Source organism: Flavobacterium artemisiae (assembly GCF_042678225.1).
Classification (GTDB): domain Bacteria; phylum Bacteroidota; class Bacteroidia; order Flavobacteriales; family Flavobacteriaceae; genus Flavobacterium; species Flavobacterium artemisiae.
In genome coordinates this window covers 1141542-1165408 of sequence record NZ_JBHUDZ010000018.1, presented here as the reverse complement: position 1 = coordinate 1165408, position 23867 = coordinate 1141542, and the positions used below count along the sequence as shown (strand labels likewise).

Genomic DNA, 23867 nt, shown 5'->3' with positions numbered 1-23867 from the left:
TTTTAGCTGATTCAAAAAACAAAAAACTATGAAAAAAATAAAGATGCTGGTATTCACTGCATTGACTTGTGCAAGTCTCCAAGCCCAGCACAAGTTTAATTTGCTGATAGGAACTTACACCAATACTTGTCAAAGCAACGGAATATATGTGTACGAATTTGATGCTGATTCGGGCACATTTAAAGAAAAGAATTCATCAGAAAATGTTCTAAGTCCAAGTTATTTATCGGTTTCAGCAGATAATAAATTTATTTACGCTGTAAACGAGAACGGAACTCAAAGTACTGTAAGTGCTTTTGGTTACAATTCGGGGTCTGGAAAATTAACTTTTCTAAATAAAAATGATGCTTTAGGTGCAGATCCTTGTCATATTATTAATGATGATAAAAACGTGATTGTGGCTAATTATTCTGGAGGAAGTATTGCTGTTTTTAAGAAAAAAGCAGACGGAAGTATTTCATCAGTAGAACAATTGGTACAGCATGAAGGAAAAGGCCCGAATGCAGCGCGTCAGGAAAAAGCGCATGTACATATGGTTACTTTTTCGCCAGACAAAAAATTTGTTTTGGTAAATGATTTAGGTTTGGATAAAGTTTTTATTTATAAATACAATCCGAATTCTAAGAATGAAGTATTGACTTTAAAAAAAAGTGTTGCTGTAAAACCAGGAAGCGGACCAAGACATTTGACTTTTAGCAAAGACGGAAAATTTGTGTATTTGGTGCAAGAACTAGACGGATCGCTGACAACTTTCAGTTACGATAAAAGCGGCAGTTTAAAACAAATTGCCGAAACAAGTATTCTTCCGAAAGACTTTAAAGGCGGAACAGGTGCAGCAGCGATCAAATTTTCGCCAGACGGAAACTTTTTATATGTTTCTGATCGTGTAGATGCCAACGCTATTTCAGTATATAAAGCGGCTAAAGACGGAAAATTAACTTTGGTAGAGCAGGTGAGCACGTTAGGAAAAGGCCCGAGAGATTTCGCAATTGACCCAACAGGTAATTATCTTTTGGTTGGACATCAGTATACTAATGATATCATTATTTTTAAAAGAGACAAAACCACAGGTAAATTAACCGACACAGGAAAGAAAATCGAGTTGTGTTCGCCGGTTGGGCTTGTGTTTACGAAGATATAGTTTTTTAAAGGTGCTAAGGTTCTGAGTTACAAAGTGACAAAGGTTTTTAGTAACAGACACAAAAGCAACAAATTCTCTAAAAGACTTTAAAAATAAAAGGCTCAAAGATGTGAAGTAAAGTTTGTAAAACTTTGTACCTCTGCATCTTTGAGCCTTTGAATCTTTAATAAAAATCTATTTATCTTTATCTTTTCTCTTCTTATCTCTTGTTTTCAACATATTTCTATTGACAGAACCATGTGTTTTCTTTTTGGTTTTTGATGGACCTCCAAGGTTAACTTTTTTATTCTTTTTTGATTTTTCATGAAAAGCACCATCGCCGGCAAGTTTTGGTTTTTTCATCAAAAACTTCATCGGTTGTCTGTCTTTTTCAGGTTCGATTAGTTTTTCGGAGATTTCAACTTCTTCAGGGAAATCAGCGATTTTAAGTTCCTGATTCATTAAAACTTCAGCTTCGATTTTAAATTCTTCTTCACGAGGCGTTACAAAACTAATGGCAGTTCCTGTTGCGTCAGCACGACCTGTACGACCAATTCTGTGCATATAAAGTTCTGGTTCTTCTGGAAGTTCAAAATTGATAACGTGCGTAATATCAGAAATATCCAAACCTCTCGCCATAATATCGGTTGTGATCAAACCACGAAGATTTCCTTCTTGAAATTCTGCCATTGTACTCAAACGATAATTTTGCGATTTATTCGAATGAATAACACCAAATTGACCATCAAACATCTCTTCGATACGAGTATGAAGCATGTCTGAAATCTTTTTATTATTAACAAAAATTAAAACACGTTCCATGCTTTCGTCTGTCTCTAATAAATGTTTCAGTAAGTTTACTTTTGTATTAAAGTTTGGTACATTATAAGTAATCTGAGTAATTTTTTCTAACGGCGTTCCAGAAGCTGCCAAAGTTACTTCTTCTGGAAAATCAAAATAATCATTCAGAATAGTATCAACTTCATCAGTCATAGTTGCCGAAAACAAAATGTTCTGGCGCTTGGTTTTCATCATTGCCAAAAGTGCTGTCAATTGTGTACGGAAGCCAAGATTCAGCATTTCGTCAAACTCGTCGATAACTAATTTTTGAGTTTCATCAAAACGAACAACAGCGTCCAAAGCCAAATCCATTGTTCTACCGGGTGTTCCAACTAGAATGTCAACACCTTCGTAAACGGCTTTTTTCTGTGTATTAATGTTTACACCACCATAAATTCCTAAAGTTTTAACCGACATATATTTAGTCAGTTTTTCTACTTCTTCTACAACTTGAACAACAAGTTCGCGTGTTGGAACCAGAATTACGATTTTTGGCGTATTGGTATTGGTAAATTTATAAAGTTTAAGAAGCGGTAATAAATAAGCAAACGTTTTACCCGTTCCTGTTTGTGCAATTCCCATCATGTCACGACCAGAAGTAATTACAGAAAATGACTTTTCCTGAATTGGAGTTGGCGTAACAAATCCTAAATCATCGATTGCTTTTTGGACAGATTTTGGAAGATTAAATTTTTCGAAAGTGCTCATTTGCTTTAAATTTTGTGCAAATGTACGTTAAATTCATGGTTTTTTTGTGAGATTCTTAAAAGGAAGTGATAAAATGTTGTTTTAACTGTTTAGTTTTCAGTGCTGAATGACTTGAAAAACATTTTTATAACCCTTAAGTTTTGCAATTTTGTCTTTTCGACGAAGGAGAAATCACACTCGTAAATCAACAAACATTAAATGGAATATCTTAGATAAAGCTCCAGAGGAGCGTAATGTTTATAGTTAAAAGATATTCCGATTCATAAAGCTCCAGCGGAGCGACATGATTATAAGAAATTAAGAAGTTTGTATGACCTTTCGATTTTCAAGTTTTTCAATTGCTTCGCGATCTTTTTTAGAAAAATAATTTAAAACCCTTCAAAAACACCTAATCCAAACAAAGCGAAATCATATTTTACAGGATCTTGAGCATCCATTTTACGAAGTGCTGCATCTAATTCGGCTAAAGCTTTGGCATCATTTTGCTTTCGCGAAAGAATTTCAAGTTTACGTGCAACATTTCCAGAATGGACGTCCAGCGGACAAGATAAAGCCGAGGGTGGAATGCTTTTCCAAATTCCCAAATCTACGCCTTTTGTATCTTGGCGCACCATCCATCGCAAATACATATTGATTCTTTTTGCAGCAGAATTATTCAGCGGATCTGAAATGTGTTTTTGTGTTCTTGCAAGATGATCGGTTTCAAAAAAGATCTTTTTAAATTCGCTGATGCTTTTTTGCAGGCTGTCATTTTCTTGATTTTTAGCAAAAACAGCTTCGAGTCCGTTGTGGTTTTTATAGATATTCTGTAAGCCTTTTATGAAACCTGCAAAATCATTTCCGTTAAAAGTGCGGTGAACAAAAGTTTCCAGACGCGTCAAATCTTCCTCGGAATGCGACATGACAAAATCGTAAGGTGTGTTTCCCATTAATTCCATCATTCGGTGCGAATTTTTGATAATCATTTTGCGGTTTCCCCACGCAATTGAAGCGCTTAGAAAACCAGCAATTTCGATATCTTCTTTCAGCGTAAACAAATGCGGAATCTGAACAGGATCACTTTCAATAAAATCCTGATTGTTATATTGAATGACTTTTTCGTCGAGAAATTCTTTTAGTTCTTTTTTGTTCATGATAAAAATAAAAGTTCTTGAATACGTAGAGGCCTAGCCCTGATGGGAGGGAAAATCCTTTTATGCCAGTCCCGATTGCTATCGGGAGGCAAAAGATTGGAAGGAACAGCAGGAGACAGCTCCTAATTACTAATCTGTCCGTCTACCATTACTAATTTTCGGTCTGCCATATTTGCCAATTCTTCGTTGTGTGTTACAATTACAAAAGTCTGCCCGAATTCGTCACGAAGCTTGAAGAATAATTGATGCAGGTTTTCGGCAGAATGTGTATCAAGATTTCCAGAAGGTTCGTCGGCAAAAATAACGTCTGGTTTGTTGATTAGCGCTCTGGCAACCGCCACACGTTGTTGTTCTCCTCCTGAAAGCTCATTTGGTTTATGATTAATTCTATGCGAAAGACCTAAAAAGGTAAGTAGTTTTTTGGCTTCAGCTTCGGTTTCAGCTGTTTTTTTACCTGCAATATGAGCAGGAATACAAACGTTTTCCAGGGCTGTAAACTCTGGTAAAAGTTGATGAAACTGAAAAATAAATCCGAGGTTTAAATTTCTAAATTCGGATAATGTTTTGTCTTTTTTGCTTTTCTTTTTGAAGTAACGGAAATAGTAAATCAACATAGAAAGAAGCGGTAAAAAAAGGACTACTACAGTTATTTGTCCTAAAATATCGTCTGTGATTGCACGTCTGAAAAAGATTAAATAAACGGCTAAAATTATAGCGTAGATCGATCCTGTCCAAGTAATGATTTTAAATGTTTTTTCTTCTTTGCTGTTGTCTTTTTCAACATCTTGAAGTGTTAAAACATTTTCACCATTTATAGTTAAAGAGGAATTTGGATTTATTTCGGGTTTGTCTAAAGTGCCTAAGATTTGTAATAAAGTCGTTTTTCCGGCACCAGAAGCACCAACGATTGAAACAATTTCGCCTTTTTTGATATGTAAATCGACTCCTTTTAAAACTTCAAGTTTGTCGTAGAATTTATGTATGTTTTTTGCGTGTATCATGTATTGAAACTGTTTTTACAAAGAAACGAAGATTATAGTGAAAATCAAATTTCAAGGTTTAAATTCCAAAATTCAAATTCCAAATTCCAATTCTAACAATTTTAAAAAAGCGCAGCTTTTTTAAAATCTAAAATCTAAAATCCCTCACGTGGAAATTTCGGAATAATATTTGAAGATGAAATAAACTGACAATCAGATATTGTTTTAAATTTATAAAACTATTTATTCTTATATGAAATTAAAATTAGGTTTGTTTTTGACTGCTGTTTTGATGCTTTTTCTCAGCGCTGATGTATATGATAAAAGTTCTTTTTTAACGTATGTTGTGGATACTAAAAAACAGGATTTAAAACTGTATTGGAAAAATGAGAAAGAGGAACGATTTGGGAGTATTCTGAATTTAAAGAACTTGACTGAAAATAAGAATAAGGTTTTGGATTTTGCAATGAATGCCGGAATGTATAATAAAGATAGTGCACCGCAGGGACTTTATATAGAAAATAAAAAGACATTGTCGCCTTTGGATATGGGAACCGGTGCAGGGAATTTTTATTTAAAACCGAATGGAGTGTTTTATTTAACGAATAATAATGTGCCGAAAATATGCAAAACAGAAGATTTTAAAGACGATGGAAAAATTCTGTACGCAACACAATCTGGGCCAATGCTGATAATTGATGGTAAAATTCATTCGGAATTTAAAGAAGGATCTGCCAATTTGAATATTCGAAATGGAGTTGGGATTCTGCCGGACGGAAAAGTAGTTTTTGTGCTTTCGAAAAAAGAAATCAATTTTTATGATTTTGCAAATTATTTTAAAGAGTTAGGCTGTAAAAATGCTTTATATCTGGACGGATTCGTTTCTAGAGCTTATGTGCCTTCTAAAAACTGGACCCAAACCGATGGAAATTTTGGAGTGCTATTTGCTGTAACAAGAAAAAAATAAAAAAATGAAGACAATTAAAACAGAAGATATTATTGTTGAGGATGATAAAATGTCAAAATTAATTATGGGTTTAATTTTGGACGGCATCGGTATGATTTCATTCTCGATTCCTCTTCTTGGGGAATTTTCAGATGTGATCTGGGCGCCGATCGCGGCATTTATTATGACTAGAATGTATAAAGGAAGAGTTGGAAGAACAGCTAGTGTTTTGACATTTCTTGAAGAAATTCTGCCGTTTACAGATCTCATTCCATCTTTTACACTGACGTGGATTTACACGTATTTCTTTCAGAAAAAATAAAAAAAGGCGGTTCATTTGAACCGCCTTTATAAATTTGTTGGGGCAAATTTATTGAATAATAATCTTCTTTACATATTGCGTTTTTTTGGTTTGAGGATTACTAATTTTTATTAAGAAAACACCTTTTGAGTGCAATTGAATGTTTTCTTGAGTTTTCCCTTTGATTTTTTGTTTCCAAATTTCTTTTCCAGAAGTGTCATAAATTCTTAAATCGGCACTGTCTATTTCTTCATTATCAACCATTACAGAAAATGAACCGCTGTTTGGCACCGGCCATACATTGAAAGTGCTGTTTGTCTGTTTTATGGTTTCTTCTATATCTAAATTTGATGCCAGACCACTCACAATATTTACTTTTCTTTTCATGGTACCGCCTTCAGAATCTGTGACAGTAAATTCAAAAGAAGCTAAACCATTGGCTGTTGCGGTAAAGGCAACGATGTTACTGTTTAAAACTGCATTTCCATTTACAATGTTTGAAATAGTGTAAGTAGGACTGCTTGTAAACCCTCGTGACAATTTCTGGATGTTAATATCGATTTTACTTCCGTTTGGAGATTCGTAATGAGGCAGAGACATCCATTGTAAATAAGCATCTAAATTGGTGTAGCCGTCATTATTTGTGTCTGCATTCGAATCTGAAAAATCGCCAATGGCAGAGTTTGTATTTGTACCAATAATAGTTTCCCACCAGTTTGGCAGTCCGTCTTGATCAGAATCCCAGTTGGCGTCACGATTTACGACTGGATAATTTTCAAAACCTCCAGCATCAGCTTCGTTGTCAGGAAAGCCAGGTTTTCCTGTAACGCTTCCTACTACAGAATAAGTTCCGTTTAAAGTTTCGGTGATAATTCGCTGATCATGATCATCAAATTCTGGCTGCGTACAGCCTACATCTGAAAGAACTATTTTATAAGCATTTTTGGCAGATTGAGTCGTTACATATGAAGGAAAAAAAGGAGTGTTTACAAAGTTTTCGAATGTGATTGCGACTCCAGAGGCTTTTCGTCCCGCAGTTTGATTGCTTTCGTCAAAATATCCCGGCATGACATTCCCGCTAAAATAGCATTGCTGGGTTCCTGTTCCAGCACCTTCATTCTGCTGATTAAATGCAGTGAATATTTTAGAGCCTGCTCCGGGTTTGTAATAATTGTTTACAAAATTAACTTCTTTGGTACCGCCGTCAGTGGTTCTGCCTCCCCAATTGTACACCACATTATTGGTAATATCCATTCTTCCGGCATAAGCGCCGCTGCCGTCTAATCCGCCTCCAAGTGACCAGTTTCTTCCGTAGCAGTGTGCTAATAAATTATGGTGGAAACTTCCGATATCACCGCCAATTGTAGCGGCGTATCCGTGTTCTGTTCCAGCTGGGTAATTTTGGTGATTGGCTGCGTTGAGAGCTTCAGCAATTAAAGTTCGTTGAAGTGTAATGTTTTTTCCTGATCTTGAGCTAAAAGATTCATCGATTGTCCAGCTTATGGAGCAATGATCGATGATACTGTTATCGGCACCCGTTAGTCCCATTCCGTCAAAAGTTGGTCCAGCACCAATTCGCACTCTAAGATTTTGAACAACGGCATCGTTTCCAGTAACGCCAAAAGGAGCGGAGCGAATCGTAATTCCTTTTCCTGGTGCCGTTTGTCCAGCAACAGTCACATAAGGCTGACTTAAAACAAGTCGCGAACTTAATTGAATAACGCCTGAAGTATTAAAAACAATAGTTCGTGGTCCAATGTCATTGGTAACGGCTTCTCTAAAACTTCCAGGTCCGCTGTCATTTAAATTGGTTACCGTTACTACTTTTCCGCCGCGTCCGCCGCGCGCAAAACGCCCGTAACCTTCAGCATCTGGAAAAGCAAGCTGTGCAGGTCGAAAACGCCAGATATTTCCTTTTTCGATTCCGTCAGCTAAAACTTCATCAACACGCCAAAAATAAGTTCCGCCAGTGTATAATCCATTTACTTGATAAGAAGTATTGGCCAAAGCCTGATTGCCTTTGTATTCTGGTGATGAAGTAGTGGCATTGTCGACAGCTGTTTGATCGGTTCCGAAATAAACATTGTGCGAAACAGCATTTGCAGCAGCAGTCCATTGTAATGATTTACTTCCAGATGTTAATTCAACATGCTCGTCATTATGTTTCGGATTTGGATTAGTTGACTGATAAAAAATATTTGGTGTATTTAATTCAAAACCATTAAACATGATATTTTTTATGTTTTCTGTTCCCGAAATTTCTGCAGCAATTAAAATGACAACATCAGTTCCTGTGGTGGCTTGAAATTTTAAATAAGTTGATTTGGCGTCTGCAGTTTTTGTTGCTCGAACTGATGGAATCAAATTGTTGACAACTAAAGTTCCATTAAGAGAAATGTCAATGGGACTAAAGTTGTTTCCAGAAGGGCTGTCAACAGCATTAAAAAAAGCCAATAAAGTATGTTGCCCTGTTGTTAAACCGCTTATTTTAAGTTCGATTTGAGCGCCTTGATTGGCAGTTGTACCTTTTACGGTTAATCCGTCACTGATTAATCTGGCATAATATGGAGCTTGTATTCCGGCTTTGTACCAGTTGGTTCCTAAAGCGTCTCCTTTGTCGCCAACTTTTGTAACGGTAAAAGTCACTCCGTTTTCAGTATAAGTACTTGTGTTTCCAGAAGCAATGACCCAAGCCGTGTAATCTGGTTCGTTAACTTCGGCTTTTGGTCTTCCAGATTGGTCAAAATCTATTTTCACAATTGGATTTTGTGCAAGAACAGATGTAAATGGCGCAATGAGACTCAGCATTGTCGTCATTACGCAAAGTTTTAAGTAATTTTTCAGCATGTCAATGGTGGTTTGGTTAGTAAGTAAGTGGTAATAGTGTTTTTAATTGATTGAAAATCAAGTTTTAAAATCGCTATTACTATTGTAAAGATTATTATTACGCTACATAAAACTATCCTGCACCATCCTGTTCTGGTTGCGTTTTTCTTATTTATTTTAGATTAAAAAAATGGTATGTGTTTTTTAAGTGTAAAATTTTAAATAATTTGTATTGAATGAATGCCGAGATTTGCTCTGTTTCCTATTTGAAAAAGAGAATTATAAGAAAGAAAACTATTTGTAATTTGAAACAGTAAAAAAAAGAAAAATTAAGGATAAGAAAAAAACACGAACCAGAACACCTAAGATTTTGGTATTTGTCGCAGATTTACTTATTAAGCAGATTTTCAAATTGTCTATCTTGAAAATTCATCGACTCTGTAGCAGAATAAAAAAACTTTGCGACTTGGCGTCTTTGCGTCAAAAAAATGACGAAATTAATCTTTAAATAAAAATCCAAGCCCCATTCTTTTCAGCATTTTTTTTTCGAAATTCCAGAAGAAACGGAATTGCCCAAAAAGAGTTCCAATGGCAACTAATAAAACTTGGTAAACAGGAAGTATGATTAATAAACGGATTAAAGTGAACCAAACTGCTCCTAAATCTTCTTTGTGTATTCCTACCCAGTCACAAAAAGGTCTAGAAATCCATGCAGATGCCGATCCTGTGATGGCAAAAACAATAAGTATCAATATGGCTTGTAGATTGGAGGTAATTCCCCAGCGTTTTTTTAACTTGTCCATTATTTATTTATAATCATTACAAATATACTAACATTATCTTTGCGGCACATATCCTGCGAGCTTTTGTTTGTAAGTATTTTGAAAATAAATCATATAATTATAAATCAAATAATTTACCTCGTATCCGTACCGGATTTGCGGTTGATAATCGATGGTCATTTCGTAAAGATTTGGGCTGTAACGATTGGGCTGCTGTACACGAATATTCCATTCGGTTACATATTGATAATTTTTATTCTCTAAATAAGCGAGCGAATAATAATTTCGAGGCAGTGCTCTTGAAAGAAGCCAAGTATTAAAGCCGTTGTCAATAATGATAACTTCATATTCTAAAGAATCGTTGGCTATTCTAACAGTATCATTTCCCGTTTTGTTTAATGCATTATCATTACTTGCAATATTTTGCGAAGCCGATGAGCAGGCAATTATTGTCAGTAAAACAATCAATATGGAAATGCATTTTTTCATGTACTAAAGTTAGTGAAAAGTTTCAAAGGTGCAAAGTGACAAAGGTGCAAAGTTTTTGTAGCCGCGAAGTCACAAAGACTCAAAGGTTCAAAGGTTCAAAGGTTCAAAGATGCAAAGATGCAAAGTTTTTATAGCAACGGAATCAAGAATTTTTTATTCTTGTTTAGAAATTCTGGGAATAAAAAAGCCTCAATAGATGAGGCTTATATCAACTTTGTAGCTTTGTAGCTTTGAAACTTTGCACCTTTAAAACTAAGAACTCGATCTTCCAAATAACTTACCAATAAAACCTGCGATACCACCTTTGCTTTTGGTTACTACTAAAACATCGGCTACGTCTACTTTTCCGTCGTTATTTTGGTCAAGGCCAAACTGCATTCCGTATTTAGAAATTGTTTCCATAATTCCAGAAGCTTGTCCGCTGTTTCCTGAAATTGAATTGATAATATCTGAGATCTGAAAACTATTGTCATTTGGATCTTTTGCTTTGTTTACTAAAGAACCTAAAATCTGTGGAATTAAATTGGATGCAACTCCATTAGAATCTGAACTGCTTAGTCCATATTTTTCTCCAAGACTTCCGCTCAATTGCTGTTGAATTTGCTGTACCACAGGATTGTTGCCGTCAATTGGTGAATTTCCGTTAAATAATCCGGCAATCTGATCGGTATTTCCTTCTGAAACAATCTTTTTTAATCCTTCAAAAATAGAATTACTGGTTTCGTTGATTACGGCTTCATTGTGTTCGTTGGGAACCGCGCTGTTGTTTACTACTGCATCGCCTCCGTATTGTTTTACTAGCTGGGTTAATTGTTCAAACATGGTTTTTAAGATTTAGATTTAGAAATCAAATTTAATCAAAAAAAGAAAGGGATTTATTAAACGATGTTAATAAATCCCTTTGTAAGTATTTTGTTTTTAACTGATTAGCTTAATAAAGTAATGATTTGTGAAGCTAATTCTGTACCAATTCTATCTTGTGCTTCTCCTGTTGCAGCTCCAATGTGAGGAGTCAAAGAGATTTTAGAATGCATTAAAATGGCCATTTCTGGTTTTGGCTCGTTTTCAAAAACGTCTAAACCTGCAAATGCTACTTTTCCTGAATCAAGGGCTTTTACTAAAGCTACTTCATCAATAACACCTCCGCGAGCACAGTTTACGATTCCAACACCATCTTTCATGATTTCAAGTTCTTTTTCTCCAATGATATAACCATTTTGAGCAGGAACGTGAAGTGTGATGAAATCAGCTTCTTTGAATAAAGACTCTAAAGATTGAGAAACTACTTTAGTTGTAATTGATTGTCCGTCGAAGAATTCAACTTTTACATCAACTTCTGGGATAAAACTATCTGCAGCGATAACTTTCATTCCTAAACCTAAAGCCATTTTTGCAGTAGCTTGACCAATACGACCAATACCAACAATTCCTAACGTTTTTCCTCTTAATTCTGTTCCGTTAGCGTAAGCTTTTTTCAAACCGTCAAAGTTTGAGTCACCTTCAAGAGGCATATTTCTGTTAGAATCATGTAAAAAACGAACACCATTAAACAAGTGTCCAAACACCAATTCAGCAACAGATTCTGAAGATGAAGCTGGAGTATTGATTACATGAATTCCTTTGCTTTTTGCATAGTCAACATCGATGTTATCCATACCAACACCACCGCGGCCGATGATTTTGATACCTGGACAAGCATCAATAATATCTTTACGAACTTTAGTTGCGCTTCGCACTAAAATTACGTCTACGTTATTTTCGTTGATATAGTTAGCTACTTGTTCTTGAGCCACTTTTGTAGTTATTACTTCAAATCCACCTTTTTCTAAAGCTGCAATTCCGCTTTTAGAAATTCCGTCATTTGCTAATACTTTCATTGTATGTGTATGTTGTTTTTGTTTCCGGTTAAAGAAACAGAGTTAGATTAATTTTTTCTTTTTTTGATTTTGTAATGAAACTAAACTTTAGTTTCTAAAGCTTTCATTACATCAACTAAAACCTGAACGCTTTCAATTGGCATTGCGTTGTAGATAGAAGCTCTGTAACCACCAACAGAACGGTGTCCTGGTAATCCAGAAATATTAGCTTCTTTCCATAAAGCATCAAATGTTGCAGTATGATCAGGGTTTGTCAATAAGAAAGTTACATTCATGTTAGAACGATCTTCAACAGCTGCCGCACCTTTAAACAATGGGTTTCTGTCGATTTCAGCATAAAGTAAAGCCGCTTTTTCGTTGTTTAATTTTTCAACCGCAGCAATACCGCCTTTTTCTTTAATCCATTGTAAAGTTAAAAGCGAAACATAAACAGCAAATACAGGCGGAGTATTGTACATACTTTCTGCTTTGATGTGTTTAGCGTAATCTAACATACTAGGAATTGTTCTTCCTGTTTTCTCTAAAATTTCTTCTTTGATTACTACCAAAGTAGTCCCAGCAGGACCCATGTTTTTTTGAGCTCCAGCGTAGATGATATCAAATTTTGAAAAGTCTAATTGACGTGAAAAAATATCAGAACTCATATCGCAGACAACAGGAATACTTGTTGCTGGAAATTCTTTCATTTGAGTTCCAAAAATAGTATTGTTACTTGTGCAGTGAAAATAATCTGCATCACTTGGTATTGTGTAACCTTTTGGGATATGGTTGTAATTTTCTTCTTTCGAAGAAGCTACTATAACAGTTTCTCCAAAATATTTAGCTTCTTTTATAGCTGCAGTCGCCCAAGTTCCTGAATCTAAATAAGCCGCTTTTCCGTTTTCTTTCATCAAGTTATAAGGAGCCATTAAGAATGCTGTACTTGCACCTCCTTGTAAAAACAAAGCCTGGTATCCTTTTCCTGTAAGACCTAACAATTCTAAAGCAAGGGAACGAGCTTCATCCATAACAGCAACGAAATCTTTGCTTCGGTGCGAAATTTCCAGAATAGAAAGTCCTGAATCATTAAAATTTAAAACTGCTTTTGATGCTTTTTCAAAAACTTCTTGTGGTAAGATACTTGGTCCTGCGCTGTAGTTGTGTTTTTTCATGGTTGTTGTTAATAGTCGAAAATTTTAAAGACGCAAATTTCGTCAATAAGAGCCGAAAAAGCGTTAAAATATTCGAAATAATTAAACATTTTATTACTTTGTTGTTAACAAAAACGTTATAGTATCGACATTATCTGCGTAATCCCACAATTGCGGTTTTTGGGTTTCTCCAAAAGCAATACTATCTGTAGTTAAATTGCTGCTGACAATGCATTGAATTTGTTCTGAATCGTCTGTAAGACGTTTTTTTAGTTCATCGAGATTCTCGTAGAATTCATAAAAAACACTCGAAATAGGAGAGGCGTAACTTGAATCCTCTTTTAAAGTCAAAAATCCGTTATCGATTAATTTGAAATTACTCATTAAAAATACCGCTTTATTATAGTCATAATTATTAGCGTATTTTTCGTAATGAATAACATCTTGATATTTAAAAATAGCTTGAAAGAAATTGTCAAAAGAATAATCTTTCGGCACAAAAAGTTTAGAAACATTTCGGCATCCTAATCCGAAGTAACGGAAAATATCTTCTCCCAAAGCTTCCAATTCTTCATTAGTTTCTTTTCCAGTTATTATTGCAGCCGAATTTCGGTTTTTACGAATAATCGAAGGTTTATCTTTAAAATAATATTCAAAATAACGTGCCGTATTGTTGCTTCCAGTTGCGATTACGGCATCAAAATTTTCTAGTTTTCCTTCCACGAAAGTGATCTTACTTTCAAATTCTGGATCAACAGCAATAATATATTTTGCTAAAAATGGCAATAAATGCTGATCGTTTGAGGAAGTTTTGATTAAAGCTTTGTTTCCTGTAATTAAAACAGATAAAAAATCATGAAATCCTACAAGCGGAATATTTCCGGCTAAAATTAAAGCAACTGTTTTATCAGATTCAGAATTGTCAAAAGAATAATTAGAAAGCCATTTAGAAATATTTTCTTCAGTTAAAGCTTCTGCCCAAGACTGCACAGCAAAATAAACTTGTTCCGGCGTGTACCAGCCATTATGAGATTGTGATAAATGAATTAATTTCTCAAAATCATCAAAAAAGATATCATTAAATAAAACGTCCGATTTTTGTTCGGATCCTGCTTCAGAAAACTGACTTAAAAATTTTCCTAATTCAACAAAAACACTTTTTTTTGTTTCTAATGTCATAATGTTTGTTTATGAATTGTTTTGATTGTAATTTTGCACAAAAATAAGCTATATTACGTTATAAGGCAAAGTAGATTTGCATCTTTAATACTTTAATCTACAAATCCTATATAACTTTTAACTAAGTAACGAAGAAAACGATGGCAATTATTATAACTGACGAATGTATTAACTGCGGGGCTTGCGAGCCAGAATGCCCAAATACAGCAATTTACGAAGGTGCTGACGATTGGAGATACAAAGATGGAACAAGTCTTTCTGGAACCATAATTTTACCTGACGGAACTGAAGTTGATGCTGAAGAAGCGCAAACTCCAATTTCTGACGAAGTATATTATATCGTACCAGGAAAATGTACAGAATGTAAAGGTTTTCACGATGAACCTCAATGTGCTGCTGTATGTCCTGTTGATTGTTGTGTACCAGATGATAATCATGTTGAAGATGAAGAAACTTTATTAAACAGACAGTCATTCTTACACGGAGAATAAGCTGTAAAATATATTTTTGTAAGAAACCTGAGTTTTTACTCAGGTTTTTTTTTACCCTGAAATCAGGTATTTTTAAAAGTTAGTTTATTGATAGCGAATGTTTTATTTTTTGAGGGTTGCTTAATTGTTAAAAAAATAATACTTTAGTTGAAAATTTAACAACGCTTATGAAGAAACTAATACTTTTATTTGTCGTACTATATAATATTAACAGTTACGCACAAAACCAAGAGTATTCTATAATCGTTAAGGATATAGAAACGCTAGAGCCAATAGAAAATGCTACGGTCATAATCATGAAAACCCAGCAGATTTTATTGAGTAATGGTGAAGGTAAAGTAACTTTTATGCTGACCGGTGGTTCTAATGTTCAGGTTTCTGAAACTAATTATGAAGATTTGACGGTACGCTGGACTTCTTTAAATGGAGATCAAAAATTTGTTATTTATCTAAAGAGTAAAAATAATAAACTGGATGAAGTGGTTTTGTCTAAAGAAGCACCAGATAAAATTCTACAGAAATTAGTAAACAATTCTACCAAAAAAATTAGTGTTTCGCACAGGCAAAAAGTATATGTAAGAGAGTTTTTTATGCTGGATAATCAATATTCGTATTATAACGACGGATTAATTAATTTTCAGTTTGATAAAAGTAATAATGCCACTACTTTATTGGTTGAACAAAATAGATCGTACGGATTATTAGAAACCGATATCAGCGCCGATTTAAGAGGTTATAATTTGAATGATATAATGGAGAATTATTCCAATTTTAAATATTTCGATCCATTATTAGATTCAAAGTCAAAAAAAGAATACGATTTTACCATAAAAGGACATTCTACCAATAAAGATTATTATGTAATGTCTGTTGCGCCACTGGATAAATCCAAAGATGCCATTGATAATTTTGAAATAATTTACGATCCGTTACTGAAGCTTATTGTAGAATTTACTATTTCGGTAACTCCATCAAATCTTGATAAAATCGAAGAAAAAACAAAAGAAGGCGAAAAAAATATGACCAAATCTTTTGTAAAAGTAAATTACCGCTGGGACGGAACAGATTATTATGTTTTAAATTCTAATGAAGAAATCGGTTACAGCATTATTCAAAAAGAAAAAGCAAAAAATATTCAAGTTCGAAACAGTTTTGTGACAACTGGTTTTAATAAACAAAACTTTACTTATAGCGAAAGTGATGTTTTTAAAGAAAAATCACTTTTTAATAAAAAGAACAAAATCCTGACCAATTATTGGGATATTTCGGGATTTACAGCAACCGATGAAGAAAAAGCTATCATCGCCTCTTTAGAGTTTAAATTGTAATTAATAAATAGAAAAGGAAAATCCTGAACTGTGAAGTTCAGGATTTTTTATTGTTATTAAAATATGCAATTGAAGTTAAGATGCGCCTAAGCTCTTAGAAATTAAATCCAAGTCTTGCGTAGTAGTAAGCGCCGCTGAAACCCATTTGTACAGCATCCCAATAACCACCGGCTTCCGTATTTCCCTGTTCATCTTGTTTAGTAGGATATACATTAAATAAGTTATTGCTTCCGAGGCTTAATTTTAGACTCTTAGTAAGTTGATATCCAACCGTTAAATCAGTTATCAATCTTGGATTGTAAACATCATCTTCATCTGCATAATCAACTAAAACTACTTTGCTGAAACGAGTAAAAGCCAGTCCAGCATCAAATTTCTTTCTACTATAATTCAGGTTTAAACCAAATTTATTGTCAGGTGCAGAAGCTAATAAAAAGGCTTTTTCACGTTTTCCAAAGAAAGTTGCTTCGTCTAAAGAACCGTTTTTTACTTTGTCGATTTTCATGTCATTAATATTTCCGACCAACGTAGCGGTAAATTGAGATTCTCCGAATTTCTTTTTCCATGAAAGAACCAAATCTAAACCATGTGTACTTGTATCAACACCATTAGCGAAAAACTGCGCTTCAGAAACGCCAAGATTTAAAGCAGAAGCATCAAAATATCCTGTTAATACAATACGGTCTTTTACCTGAATATAATAACCGTCAATTGTAGCTGTAAAATCTCCAAACGAGGCTGTAAACCCTAAAGAAGCATTTAACGCTTTTTCTTCATTTAGTTTTTCAATTCCAAAAGCTCTTGTTACTGGACTGTCGTTTGGAGCTAATAAAACTTCTGTCGCACCGCTTGCATTAAAATTGGTAAAACGTAAATTGTAATAAATCTGCGCTAAAGATGGTGCACGGAAACCTGTACTTACAGATCCTCTTACATTAATATGGTCTGAAAGTTTAAGTCTTGAAGCTAATTTTCCGTTTACAGTGCTTCCAAAATCACTATAATTTTCAAAACGCACAGCACCGCTGACCATAAAAGCATCCGTAATATCTAATTCAACATCAGCATATAAAGAGAAGTTGGTTCTGTCTTTGTTTACCTCATTTGCAGGACTGTAGCCAGGAAAACCTTGAGAACTTCCCGGTCTAGAAATAGTTGGTGAAGAATCTGGATCTGTAGGATCATAATCCGGATTAGGAATTGTTGGAGCACTTTGCGTTGTTGGATCAGTAATTGGCTGTCCGTTGGTGTCGTATGTGGTGTATGAACCTTCTTCACCAGCAAAAATTTCAAATTTTTCTAATCTGAATTCTGTTCCAAAAGCTACGTTTAAACCGCTTAGTACAGAATCATAATTTTTTGAAATGTCAAAATTGGTTGTATTTTGTAGCAGACTGTGTCCTCCTGCATCAAATTGAAGCGGAGATCTTTCTTCAAGAGAAGCATTTATTGTCCCTTTGATCTCGTATTGAAATTTATTTTTTCCGAAAGTGTTGCTTAAATCAAATTTCCATCCGCCAGAAGATTCGGTTCTAATTCCTGCTGCGATAGAATTGTCATTAATTTTTGAGGTAATTCTCGGCGTATAACCACCCGGGTAAACAGATTCTACAACACGTTCGCCGTCATTTCTTGTAAAAGCATAGGCATCAGTATCTCTAAAATTGCTTCCTCCAAAAGCATAAAACTCAGTTTTATCTGCTAATGGAATTGCTAGATTGGCAAATAAATTAACGCCTTGCATTTCGGCATCACCAAAACCTTTTCTAAAATCGTACGCAGGACGAAGAGTTTTATTTTTATTTAAAAATTCTCCTGTAATATTTACATAACCGCCTTTAGTTCCGATTCCAGTACCATAATTTGCAGCTATTCTTACCGAACCTCCATCAAAATCCTGATCTTTTCCGTATGAGTTTCCGTTGCCGTCCTTGTCCAAACGATAACCTTTTGTATTGGGAGTTCCTTCCAAAAAGTCTCCTTTAGCATGTGTGTTAAAAACACCGTACGTAATAGATCCTGTAAGTTCGTCAACATTATCATTAGTTACAATATTAATAACTCCTGCAATAGCGTCAGAACCGTATTGCGCTGAAGCTCCGTCACGCAGAATTTCAATTCTTTTGATAGATGCTGCCGGAATCGCATTTAAATCCGTTCCAGTATTACCGCGTCCTCTGGTTCCAAATAAATTGATTAACGAGGATTGATGTCTTCTTTTTCCGTTAATCAAAACCAAAGTCTGATCGGGTCCCATACCTCTTAACGAGGCCGGATCAACGTGATCGGCACCATCAGAACCGGATTGTTTGTTGGCATTAAAAGAAGGAGCAACGTATTGTAAGAGCTGGTTAATCTCTATTTTTCCGCTTTGGGTTGTAACTTCTTTTACATTGATAACATCTATTGGTACAGCAGAATTTACAACAGTTCTTTTAGCATTTCTAGATCCGACAACTACAACATCGCTTAAGATCTGGCCGCCATTTTCATCTAAAGTAATATCGATTTTACTGCTAGAAGCACTTTTTTCTACACTTCCGAATCCGACATAACTGAAAATTAAAGTAGCGCCTTCTTTTACTTTAATAGAATAACTTCCTTCAAAACTAGTAGAAACACCGTTACTGGTTCCTTTTTCTAAAACATTCACGCCTGGCAGTGGTGCGCCGGACTTATCGGTGACGACTCCCGTTATTTCCTTTTGTGCAAATAGAAATGCGGAATTTATAAGCAATAAAAATAAAGCAATCTTTTTCATGATTAATAGGGTTTTTGTTTGTTGTTTGGTTTGTTACTTTGTTAAAAGTAGTATTTTTTAACAAAAACTTAATAAAAAGTTTAAAAATTTTTAAGAATTACCTTAAAATTATATTAATGCACATTTTTACTTCACTGAAGAGGTATTAAATCTTATATTTGCAAAATTTTAAAGCCAAAAAATATCATTTTGGCAGAAACAAGAATTACAATATGAAAGCGCCTTATGTATTGAGGCTCAAATAAAATAAATAGAAATCAACAGATGAAAGCAGGAATTGTAGGATTACCAAATGTTGGAAAATCAACATTATTTAATTGTTTATCTAATGCAAAAGCGCAGAGTGCAAACTTTCCGTTTTGTACAATCGAACCAAATATTGGTGTTGTAAACGTTCCAGACCCTAGAATCAATAAATTAGAAGAATTGGTAAAACCAGAGCGTGTACAAATGGCAACTGTAGATATCGTAGATATTGCAGGTTTGGTAAAAGGTGCAAGTAAAGGTGAAGGTCTTGGAAACCAGTTTTTGGGAAACATTAGAGAATGTAATGCTATTATTCACGTTTTGCGTTGTTTTGATAACGATAACATCGTACACGTTGACGGAAACGTAAACCCAATTCGTGACAAAGAAACGATTGATATCGAATTACAGTTAAAAGATCTTGAAACAATCGAAAAAAGATTGGAGAAAGTTAAACGTGCTGCGAAAACAGGAAACAAAGAAGCTCAAACTGAAGAAGCTTTGTTAAACAGAATTAGAGAAGCATTATTGCAGGCAAAATCGGCAAGAACAATTATTCCTCAAAGTAATGATGAAGAAATTTTGATGGAAGGTTTTCAATTAATTACTGCAAAACCAGTTTTATACGTTTGTAACGTTGATGAAGGTTCTGCTGTAAACGGAAACAAATATGTAGACCAAGTTCGTGAATTAGTAAAAGACGAAGATGCTGAAGTTATCATTCTTTCAGTTGGAGCAGAGGCTGATATTACAGAATTAGAAAGCTACGAAGAGCGTCAGGTTTTCCTAGAAGATATGGGATTAACAGAGCCAGGAGCATCAGTTTTAATTCGTGCAGCTTACAAACTTTTAAAACAACAAACTTACTTTACAGCTGGTGTAAAAGAAGTTCGTGCGTGGACAATCAATATTGGAGCAACAGCGCCACAAGCTGCAGGAGTTATCCACACTGATTTCGAAAAAGGATTTATCCGTGCTGAAGTTATTTCATACGACGATTACGTTCAATACGGTTCTGAGGCAAAAGCAAAAGAAGCTGGAAAATTCAAAGTTGAAGGAAAAGAATATGTTGTAAAAGATGGTGATGTAATGCACTTCCGTTTTAACGTGTAATTTTTTCTAGAGAATAGAATAAAAAATATAGAAATTAGAAAAAACCGCTGGAGAAATTCAGCGGTTTTTTTCTTTTTAAAATTAAAACATAAAGGATAAAAAATAGAATAAAAATTCCGTTTAAATCCGCGCTTTCGCGAAATAGAATCAGTAAAATCCGCGTACTATTTCGCAAAACAAAAATTTTTGGCTCAAAAATTGGTTACAGAAAAAATACCAAAATAATAATCTTAAAACCAATCATTAAAATGCTAAAAAAAACTTTCAAATTTCTGGGCTGGACACTTTTCGGAATCTTTACTTTTATTGCCTTGTACGTTACCTCAGTGTTACTTATTTCTAAAATCACAGTTAATTCAGATACTGATTTTATAAAAGAACAAAAAATAATTCCGATTTACATTCTTACCAACGGAGTTCATACAGATATCGTTGTTCCAGTTAAAAATGAAATAAAGGACTGGCGAAGCGAAGTTCAATTCAGTCAGACACAATCAAAAGATTCGTTGATGAATTATATTGGTTTTGGCTGGGGCGATAAAGGATTTTATTTAGATACTCCAGAATGGTCCGATCTAAAAGTGAGTACAGCTTGCAGAGCTGCATTCGGAATCAGTTCGTCTGCAATGCACACTACATTTTTCAAAAACTTACGTGAAGGAGAAGACTGCAAACGTATATTAATTTCCAAAGAAAATTACCAAAGACTGGTTGCTTATATTTCAGATAGTTTCAGCGATCCAGTTCATCCACAGTGGATTGAAGGTCACAGCTACGGAAAAAAAGATGCTTTTTATGAAGCAAAAGGAAGTTACAGTCTTTTTTATACGTGTAATACTTGGGCAAACAGCGCTTTAAAAGCTGCGAATCAAAAAGCAAGTTTATGGACGGTTTATGATAAAGGGATTTTTTGTCACTACAAATAATAGTTAGTCAGGAATCAGTACATGCAATCAAGCCACAATAATCTGCTAGGAATATCCTATCAAGATTAAAGTATGGGAAAAATATAAAATTCTAATAAAAATAGAGAATTAACCAATTTTTAATATTGCTTAAATTTGAGTGTAAACTCAAAAATCAGCAAAATGAGAATCAAAAATATTTTTTCAAAAACATGGTTTCTTTTAAAGAATACTTTTTTAGAATTCAACGATGACAATGCCATAAAACTGAGCGCCGCATTATCTTATTACACCATATTTGCACTGCCTCCTTTGTTAATTATTATAATTACAATCTGTGGTTTTTTCTTTGGAGAAGAAGCAGTTACGGGTCAGTTATACGGACAAATAAATGGTTTGGTAGGAAATGGAGCTGCAACACAAATTCAGGAAGCCATCAAAAATGTGGAATTGTCGGGGAATAATATTTTTGCAACTGTATTTGGAGTAGTAATGCTCTTAATTGGTGCTTCTGGAGTTTTTGCAGAAATTCAGAGTTCGATTAACTATATATGGGGATTGCGAGCCAAACCAGATAAAGGCGTTAGAAAATTCATTCAAAACAGATTGATGTCATTTTCTATGATTGCATCAGTTGGTTTTTTAATGATTGTCAGTTTATTTATCAATACGATATTAGATTTGATGAGTGCGCGTTTAAAAATATATTTTCCTGAAAGTACTGTTTATTTGTTCTATATTGTCAATATAGTAATAGTATTGGCTAGTATAACGCTTTTATTTACTATAATCTTTAGAACGTTGCCTGACGGGAAAATCAGATGGAAAGATGCCATTATAGGATCCAGCGTTACGGCTGTACTTTTTATGATTGGTAAATTTGCCATAGGATTTTATTTAGGAAGTTCTACAGTAGCTTCAGTTTACGGCGCTGCTGGATCTGTAATCATTATTTTAGTTTGGGTGTATTATTCAGCAATTATTCTTTACTTTGGAGCTGAATTCACTAAAGTCTATGCAAAATCGTACGGAGGAAAAATTTATCCAAATGAATATTCCGTAGAGATTGCAAAAGAAGTTTATGAGATCGAAGATGTAACACCACATTCAACAAAAGAACAACTAACACACGAGAAACCATGAAAATAATTGCCTTTGGAGGAAGTAACAGCACACAATCAATCAATAAACGTTTAGCGTCTTACGCAGCAAGTTTATTTGAAAATGCAGAAGTTGAAGTTCTGGATCTAAATGATTTTGCAATGCCCATTTTTAGTGTTGACCTAGAAAAAGAAATTGGTCAGCATGAGATCGCAAAAGCTTTTCTTAGCAAACTTAAAGAGGCTGACATTTTAGTAGTTTCGATGGCAGAAAATAATGGAAATTATTCTGTCGCTTTCAAAAATGTTTTCGATTGGAGTTCACGTATCGAGAAAGATGTTTTTCAGCACAAACCAATGTTATTATTAGCAACTTCACCAGGTGGCAGAGGCGGTTCTTCTGTGTTAGGAATTGCGCAAAATCTTTTTCCTCGTTATGGAGCCGAAATCAAAGGAAGTTTCTCATTACCAGCTTTTGGCTCGAATTTTGATTTACAAGAAAATAAAATCTCTAACACTGAGTTAGATAACGAACTGAAAGATATTATTAAATCAAATTTTTAAATGCCACTAAAAAAGATTTCATTTTTATTCCTTTTCCTAAACACTCTTTTTCTTAATGTTACTTTTGCACAAAAGGTAAACGAAGTTGATCAGATTGTTGCAAAGTACCCGAAAAGTCTAAATACCACCGAAAAATTAGCAGAAAAAATCGAGAAAGATTTTAATTCTGAAGAAGACAAAGCACGTGCTATTTTCAGCTGGATTGCTTTTAATATCAAATATGATTATAGCGCTTTTCTAAATCCGCAGAGAGTGCAGGGTTTCAGCTATTCTTCTGAAGCAGAAAAACAACGAAAAATCAAACAGCTGAATGATAATCTGATTCAAAAAACTTTTAATTCTAAAAAAGGAGTTTGCGAAGGATTTACGGCTTTGTATCAGCATTTGGCTTCCTTAGTCGGCTTAAAATCAGAAGTTGTGAAAGGAGATTCTAAAACACGTTTAGCAGATATAGGCAGAAAAACAATTTCATCCAATCACGCTTGGAATACTGTTTTGATTGGCAGAAAATGGATTTTGGTAGATGCAACTTGGGGACAAGGTTATTACGACGGCAGTAAAGGAAGAATGGTTGTAGATTTTGCACCAATTTATTTTGATACAGATCCCGACTTTTTCTTTGCAAAACATTACCCAGATTCAGGAACTTTTGATGGTGAAAAAATTAATAAAAATGATTTTCTAAACGGACCACTTATTTACAACTCAACTATTGCAGAAGGTTATAAAATTAAATCTCCTGATACAGGTATATTAGAGGTTAAAAATGGGGATAAAGTTACAGTTGAAATCAAAAATCTCACAAAATCAGATCAGATTTTTTATTTAAATAAAAAGAATCAGCCTGTAAAAGTCCAGAACCCAAAAGAGAAGAGAGGCGGTTTGGAGTTTCAAATCGGTATCGACGCAAATATAGGAGATTATATTACTGTTTTTATTGGCAATAATAGTGCTGTTTCTTTTAAAGTGGTTAGGAAATAAGTAACAAAACAAATTTTTTCAGCCAATTGCCGTATCTTAGCCATAAGTATTACAAACAGTTTTTGAC

Annotated in this window: 20 protein-coding genes and 2 pseudogenes; 10 read left to right on the top strand and 12 right to left on the bottom strand. The window is 34.4% G+C overall.

Features of this window, described 5'->3' with window-relative positions; all coding sequences use genetic code 11:
- Positions 1–28 precede the first annotated feature (28 nt).
- Positions 29–1141 (top strand): lactonase family protein, encoded by a 1113-nt coding sequence (locus tag ACFSC2_RS25000; RefSeq protein WP_379813837.1) that lies wholly within the window; start codon positions 29–31, stop codon positions 1139–1141.
- A 174-nt stretch (positions 1142–1315) separates the two neighbouring features.
- Here the strand turns inward: ACFSC2_RS25000 and ACFSC2_RS24995 are convergent, their stop codons facing one another.
- The 4 genes and pseudogenes from ACFSC2_RS24995 to ACFSC2_RS24980 all read right to left on the bottom strand — a co-directional run.
- The gene (locus ACFSC2_RS24995; RefSeq protein WP_379813836.1) at positions 1316–2668 is read right to left on the bottom strand and encodes a DEAD/DEAH box helicase; all 1353 of its coding nucleotides are present in this window, start codon (positions 2666–2668) and stop codon (positions 1316–1318) included.
- Between the two features lie 368 nt (positions 2669–3036).
- Positions 3037–3801, bottom strand: a complete 765-nt coding sequence (locus ACFSC2_RS24990) for a TIGR02757 family protein (RefSeq protein WP_379813835.1) — start codon at positions 3799–3801, stop codon at positions 3037–3039.
- A gap of 122 nt (positions 3802–3923) precedes the next feature.
- Positions 3924–4370 (bottom strand): annotated as a pseudogene (locus ACFSC2_RS24985) (ABC transporter ATP-binding protein); the annotation flags it as partial.
- 219 nt (positions 4371–4589) lie between these two features.
- Positions 4590–4802: pseudogene (locus ACFSC2_RS24980) on the bottom strand (ATP-binding cassette domain-containing protein); the annotation flags it as partial.
- 232 nt (positions 4803–5034) lie between these two features.
- Between ACFSC2_RS24980 and ACFSC2_RS24975 the strand changes: the two are divergent.
- Together ACFSC2_RS24975 and ACFSC2_RS24970 are read left to right on the top strand one after the other, a co-directional pair.
- Positions 5035–5748 (top strand): phosphodiester glycosidase family protein, encoded by a 714-nt coding sequence (locus ACFSC2_RS24975; RefSeq protein ID WP_379813834.1) that lies wholly within the window; start codon positions 5035–5037, stop codon positions 5746–5748.
- Positions 5749–5752: 4 nt separating this feature from the next.
- Positions 5753–6049, top strand: a complete 297-nt coding sequence (locus ACFSC2_RS24970) for a hypothetical protein (RefSeq protein WP_379813833.1) — start codon at positions 5753–5755, stop codon at positions 6047–6049.
- Positions 6050–6097: 48 nt separating this feature from the next.
- On the opposite strand, the gene ACFSC2_RS24965 is transcribed toward ACFSC2_RS24970, so the two are convergent.
- The 7 genes from ACFSC2_RS24965 to ACFSC2_RS24935 all read right to left on the bottom strand — a co-directional run bounded on the left by ACFSC2_RS24965 (position 6098) and on the right by ACFSC2_RS24935 (position 14311).
- A complete protein-coding gene (locus ACFSC2_RS24965) occupies positions 6098–8875 on the bottom strand; it encodes a T9SS type A sorting domain-containing protein (protein WP_379813832.1) in 2778 nt (925 codons plus the stop codon).
- Positions 8876–9351: 476 nt separating this feature from the next.
- The gene (locus tag ACFSC2_RS24960; RefSeq protein ID WP_379813830.1) at positions 9352–9657 is read right to left on the bottom strand and encodes a DUF6787 family protein; all 306 of its coding nucleotides are present in this window, start codon (positions 9655–9657) and stop codon (positions 9352–9354) included.
- Between the two features lie 33 nt (positions 9658–9690).
- The gene (locus ACFSC2_RS24955) at positions 9691–10125 is read right to left on the bottom strand and encodes a DUF6146 family protein (RefSeq protein ID WP_379813829.1); all 435 of its coding nucleotides are present in this window, start codon (positions 10123–10125) and stop codon (positions 9691–9693) included.
- A 252-nt stretch (positions 10126–10377) separates the two neighbouring features.
- On the bottom strand, positions 10378–10947 hold the full coding sequence (locus ACFSC2_RS24950) for a hypothetical protein (RefSeq protein WP_379813828.1): 570 nt from the start codon (positions 10945–10947) through the stop codon (positions 10378–10380).
- A gap of 104 nt (positions 10948–11051) precedes the next feature.
- The gene (locus ACFSC2_RS24945) at positions 11052–12002 is read right to left on the bottom strand and encodes a D-2-hydroxyacid dehydrogenase (RefSeq protein WP_379813827.1); all 951 of its coding nucleotides are present in this window, start codon (positions 12000–12002) and stop codon (positions 11052–11054) included.
- A gap of 80 nt (positions 12003–12082) precedes the next feature.
- The gene (serC, locus tag ACFSC2_RS24940; protein WP_379813826.1) at positions 12083–13153 is read right to left on the bottom strand and encodes a 3-phosphoserine/phosphohydroxythreonine transaminase; all 1071 of its coding nucleotides are present in this window, start codon (positions 13151–13153) and stop codon (positions 12083–12085) included.
- A 93-nt stretch (positions 13154–13246) separates the two neighbouring features.
- Complete coding sequence (locus ACFSC2_RS24935) at positions 13247–14311, bottom strand: acyl-CoA reductase (protein ID WP_379813825.1); 1065 nt, start codon at positions 14309–14311, stop codon at positions 13247–13249.
- 140 nt (positions 14312–14451) lie between these two features.
- Between ACFSC2_RS24935 and ACFSC2_RS24930 the strand changes: the two genes are divergently transcribed.
- Both ACFSC2_RS24930 and ACFSC2_RS24925 read left to right on the top strand, forming a co-directional pair.
- Positions 14452–14802: a 4Fe-4S dicluster domain-containing protein gene (locus ACFSC2_RS24930; protein WP_379813824.1), complete on the top strand. Its 351-nt coding sequence runs from the start codon at positions 14452–14454 to the stop codon at positions 14800–14802.
- 167 nt (positions 14803–14969) lie between these two features.
- Positions 14970–16130, top strand: a complete 1161-nt coding sequence (locus ACFSC2_RS24925; RefSeq protein ID WP_379813823.1) for a peptidase associated/transthyretin-like domain-containing protein — start codon at positions 14970–14972, stop codon at positions 16128–16130.
- Positions 16131–16224: 94 nt separating this feature from the next.
- On the opposite strand, the gene ACFSC2_RS24920 is transcribed toward ACFSC2_RS24925, so the two are convergent.
- The gene (locus tag ACFSC2_RS24920; protein WP_379813822.1) at positions 16225–18891 is read right to left on the bottom strand and encodes a TonB-dependent receptor; all 2667 of its coding nucleotides are present in this window, start codon (positions 18889–18891) and stop codon (positions 16225–16227) included.
- A 264-nt stretch (positions 18892–19155) separates the two neighbouring features.
- Between ACFSC2_RS24920 and ychF the strand changes: the two genes are divergently transcribed.
- The 5 genes from ychF (at position 19156) to ACFSC2_RS24895 (ending at position 23800) form a co-directional block, all read left to right on the top strand.
- Positions 19156–20250 (top strand): redox-regulated ATPase YchF, encoded by a 1095-nt coding sequence (gene ychF / locus ACFSC2_RS24915; protein ID WP_379813821.1) that lies wholly within the window; start codon positions 19156–19158, stop codon positions 20248–20250.
- Positions 20251–20498: 248 nt separating this feature from the next.
- Positions 20499–21176, top strand: a complete 678-nt coding sequence (locus ACFSC2_RS24910; protein ID WP_379813820.1) for a TIGR02117 family protein — start codon at positions 20499–20501, stop codon at positions 21174–21176.
- A 162-nt stretch (positions 21177–21338) separates the two neighbouring features.
- Positions 21339–22298 carry a YihY/virulence factor BrkB family protein gene (locus ACFSC2_RS24905; RefSeq protein WP_379813819.1) on the top strand — a complete coding sequence of 320 codons (960 nt, stop codon included), beginning with the start codon at positions 21339–21341 and terminating at the stop codon, positions 22296–22298.
- On the top strand, positions 22295–22819 hold the full coding sequence (locus ACFSC2_RS24900; RefSeq protein ID WP_379813818.1) for an NADPH-dependent FMN reductase: 525 nt from the start codon (positions 22295–22297) through the stop codon (positions 22817–22819). Before ACFSC2_RS24905 ends, ACFSC2_RS24900 begins: the two co-directional genes overlap by 4 nt.
- On the top strand, positions 22820–23800 hold the full coding sequence (locus tag ACFSC2_RS24895; protein ID WP_379813817.1) for a transglutaminase domain-containing protein: 981 nt from the start codon (positions 22820–22822) through the stop codon (positions 23798–23800).
- Positions 23801–23867 lie beyond the last annotated feature (67 nt).

What these genes read in the sequence shown, in the direction of transcription:
- ACFSC2_RS24970 (WP_379813833.1), top strand. Translation starts at nt 5,753, where the DNA reads ATGAAGACAATTAAAACAGAAGATATTATTGTTGAGGATGATAAAATG.
- ACFSC2_RS24910 (WP_379813820.1), top strand. Translation starts at nt 20,499, where the DNA reads ATGCTAAAAAAAACTTTCAAATTTCTGGGCTGGACACTTTTCGGAATC.
- ACFSC2_RS24965 (WP_379813832.1), bottom strand. Translation starts at nt 8,875, where the DNA reads ATGCTGAAAAATTACTTAAAACTTTGCGTAATGACGACAATGCTGAGT.
- ACFSC2_RS24930 (WP_379813824.1), top strand. Translation starts at nt 14,452, where the DNA reads ATGGCAATTATTATAACTGACGAATGTATTAACTGCGGGGCTTGCGAG.
- ACFSC2_RS24955 (WP_379813829.1), bottom strand. Translation starts at nt 10,125, where the DNA reads ATGAAAAAATGCATTTCCATATTGATTGTTTTACTGACAATAATTGCC.
- ACFSC2_RS24920 (WP_379813822.1), bottom strand. Translation starts at nt 18,891, where the DNA reads ATGAAAAAGATTGCTTTATTTTTATTGCTTATAAATTCCGCATTTCTA.
- ACFSC2_RS24925 (WP_379813823.1), top strand. Translation starts at nt 14,970, where the DNA reads ATGAAGAAACTAATACTTTTATTTGTCGTACTATATAATATTAACAGT.
- serC (WP_379813826.1), bottom strand. Translation starts at nt 13,153, where the DNA reads ATGAAAAAACACAACTACAGCGCAGGACCAAGTATCTTACCACAAGAA.
- ACFSC2_RS24895 (WP_379813817.1), top strand. Translation starts at nt 22,820, where the DNA reads ATGCCACTAAAAAAGATTTCATTTTTATTCCTTTTCCTAAACACTCTT.
- ACFSC2_RS24950 (WP_379813828.1), bottom strand. Translation starts at nt 10,947, where the DNA reads ATGTTTGAACAATTAACCCAGCTAGTAAAACAATACGGAGGCGATGCA.
- ACFSC2_RS24995 (WP_379813836.1), bottom strand. Translation starts at nt 2,668, where the DNA reads ATGAGCACTTTCGAAAAATTTAATCTTCCAAAATCTGTCCAAAAAGCA.
- ACFSC2_RS24900 (WP_379813818.1), top strand. Translation starts at nt 22,295, where the DNA reads ATGAAAATAATTGCCTTTGGAGGAAGTAACAGCACACAATCAATCAAT.
- ACFSC2_RS24935 (WP_379813825.1), bottom strand. Translation starts at nt 14,311, where the DNA reads ATGACATTAGAAACAAAAAAAAGTGTTTTTGTTGAATTAGGAAAATTT.
- ACFSC2_RS24905 (WP_379813819.1), top strand. Translation starts at nt 21,339, where the DNA reads ATGAGAATCAAAAATATTTTTTCAAAAACATGGTTTCTTTTAAAGAAT.
- ACFSC2_RS24945 (WP_379813827.1), bottom strand. Translation starts at nt 12,002, where the DNA reads ATGAAAGTATTAGCAAATGACGGAATTTCTAAAAGCGGAATTGCAGCT.
- ACFSC2_RS24975 (WP_379813834.1), top strand. Translation starts at nt 5,035, where the DNA reads ATGAAATTAAAATTAGGTTTGTTTTTGACTGCTGTTTTGATGCTTTTT.
- ychF (WP_379813821.1), top strand. Translation starts at nt 19,156, where the DNA reads ATGAAAGCAGGAATTGTAGGATTACCAAATGTTGGAAAATCAACATTA.
- ACFSC2_RS24990 (WP_379813835.1), bottom strand. Translation starts at nt 3,801, where the DNA reads ATGAACAAAAAAGAACTAAAAGAATTTCTCGACGAAAAAGTCATTCAA.
- ACFSC2_RS24960 (WP_379813830.1), bottom strand. Translation starts at nt 9,657, where the DNA reads ATGGACAAGTTAAAAAAACGCTGGGGAATTACCTCCAATCTACAAGCC.
- ACFSC2_RS25000 (WP_379813837.1), top strand. Translation starts at nt 29, where the DNA reads ATGAAAAAAATAAAGATGCTGGTATTCACTGCATTGACTTGTGCAAGT.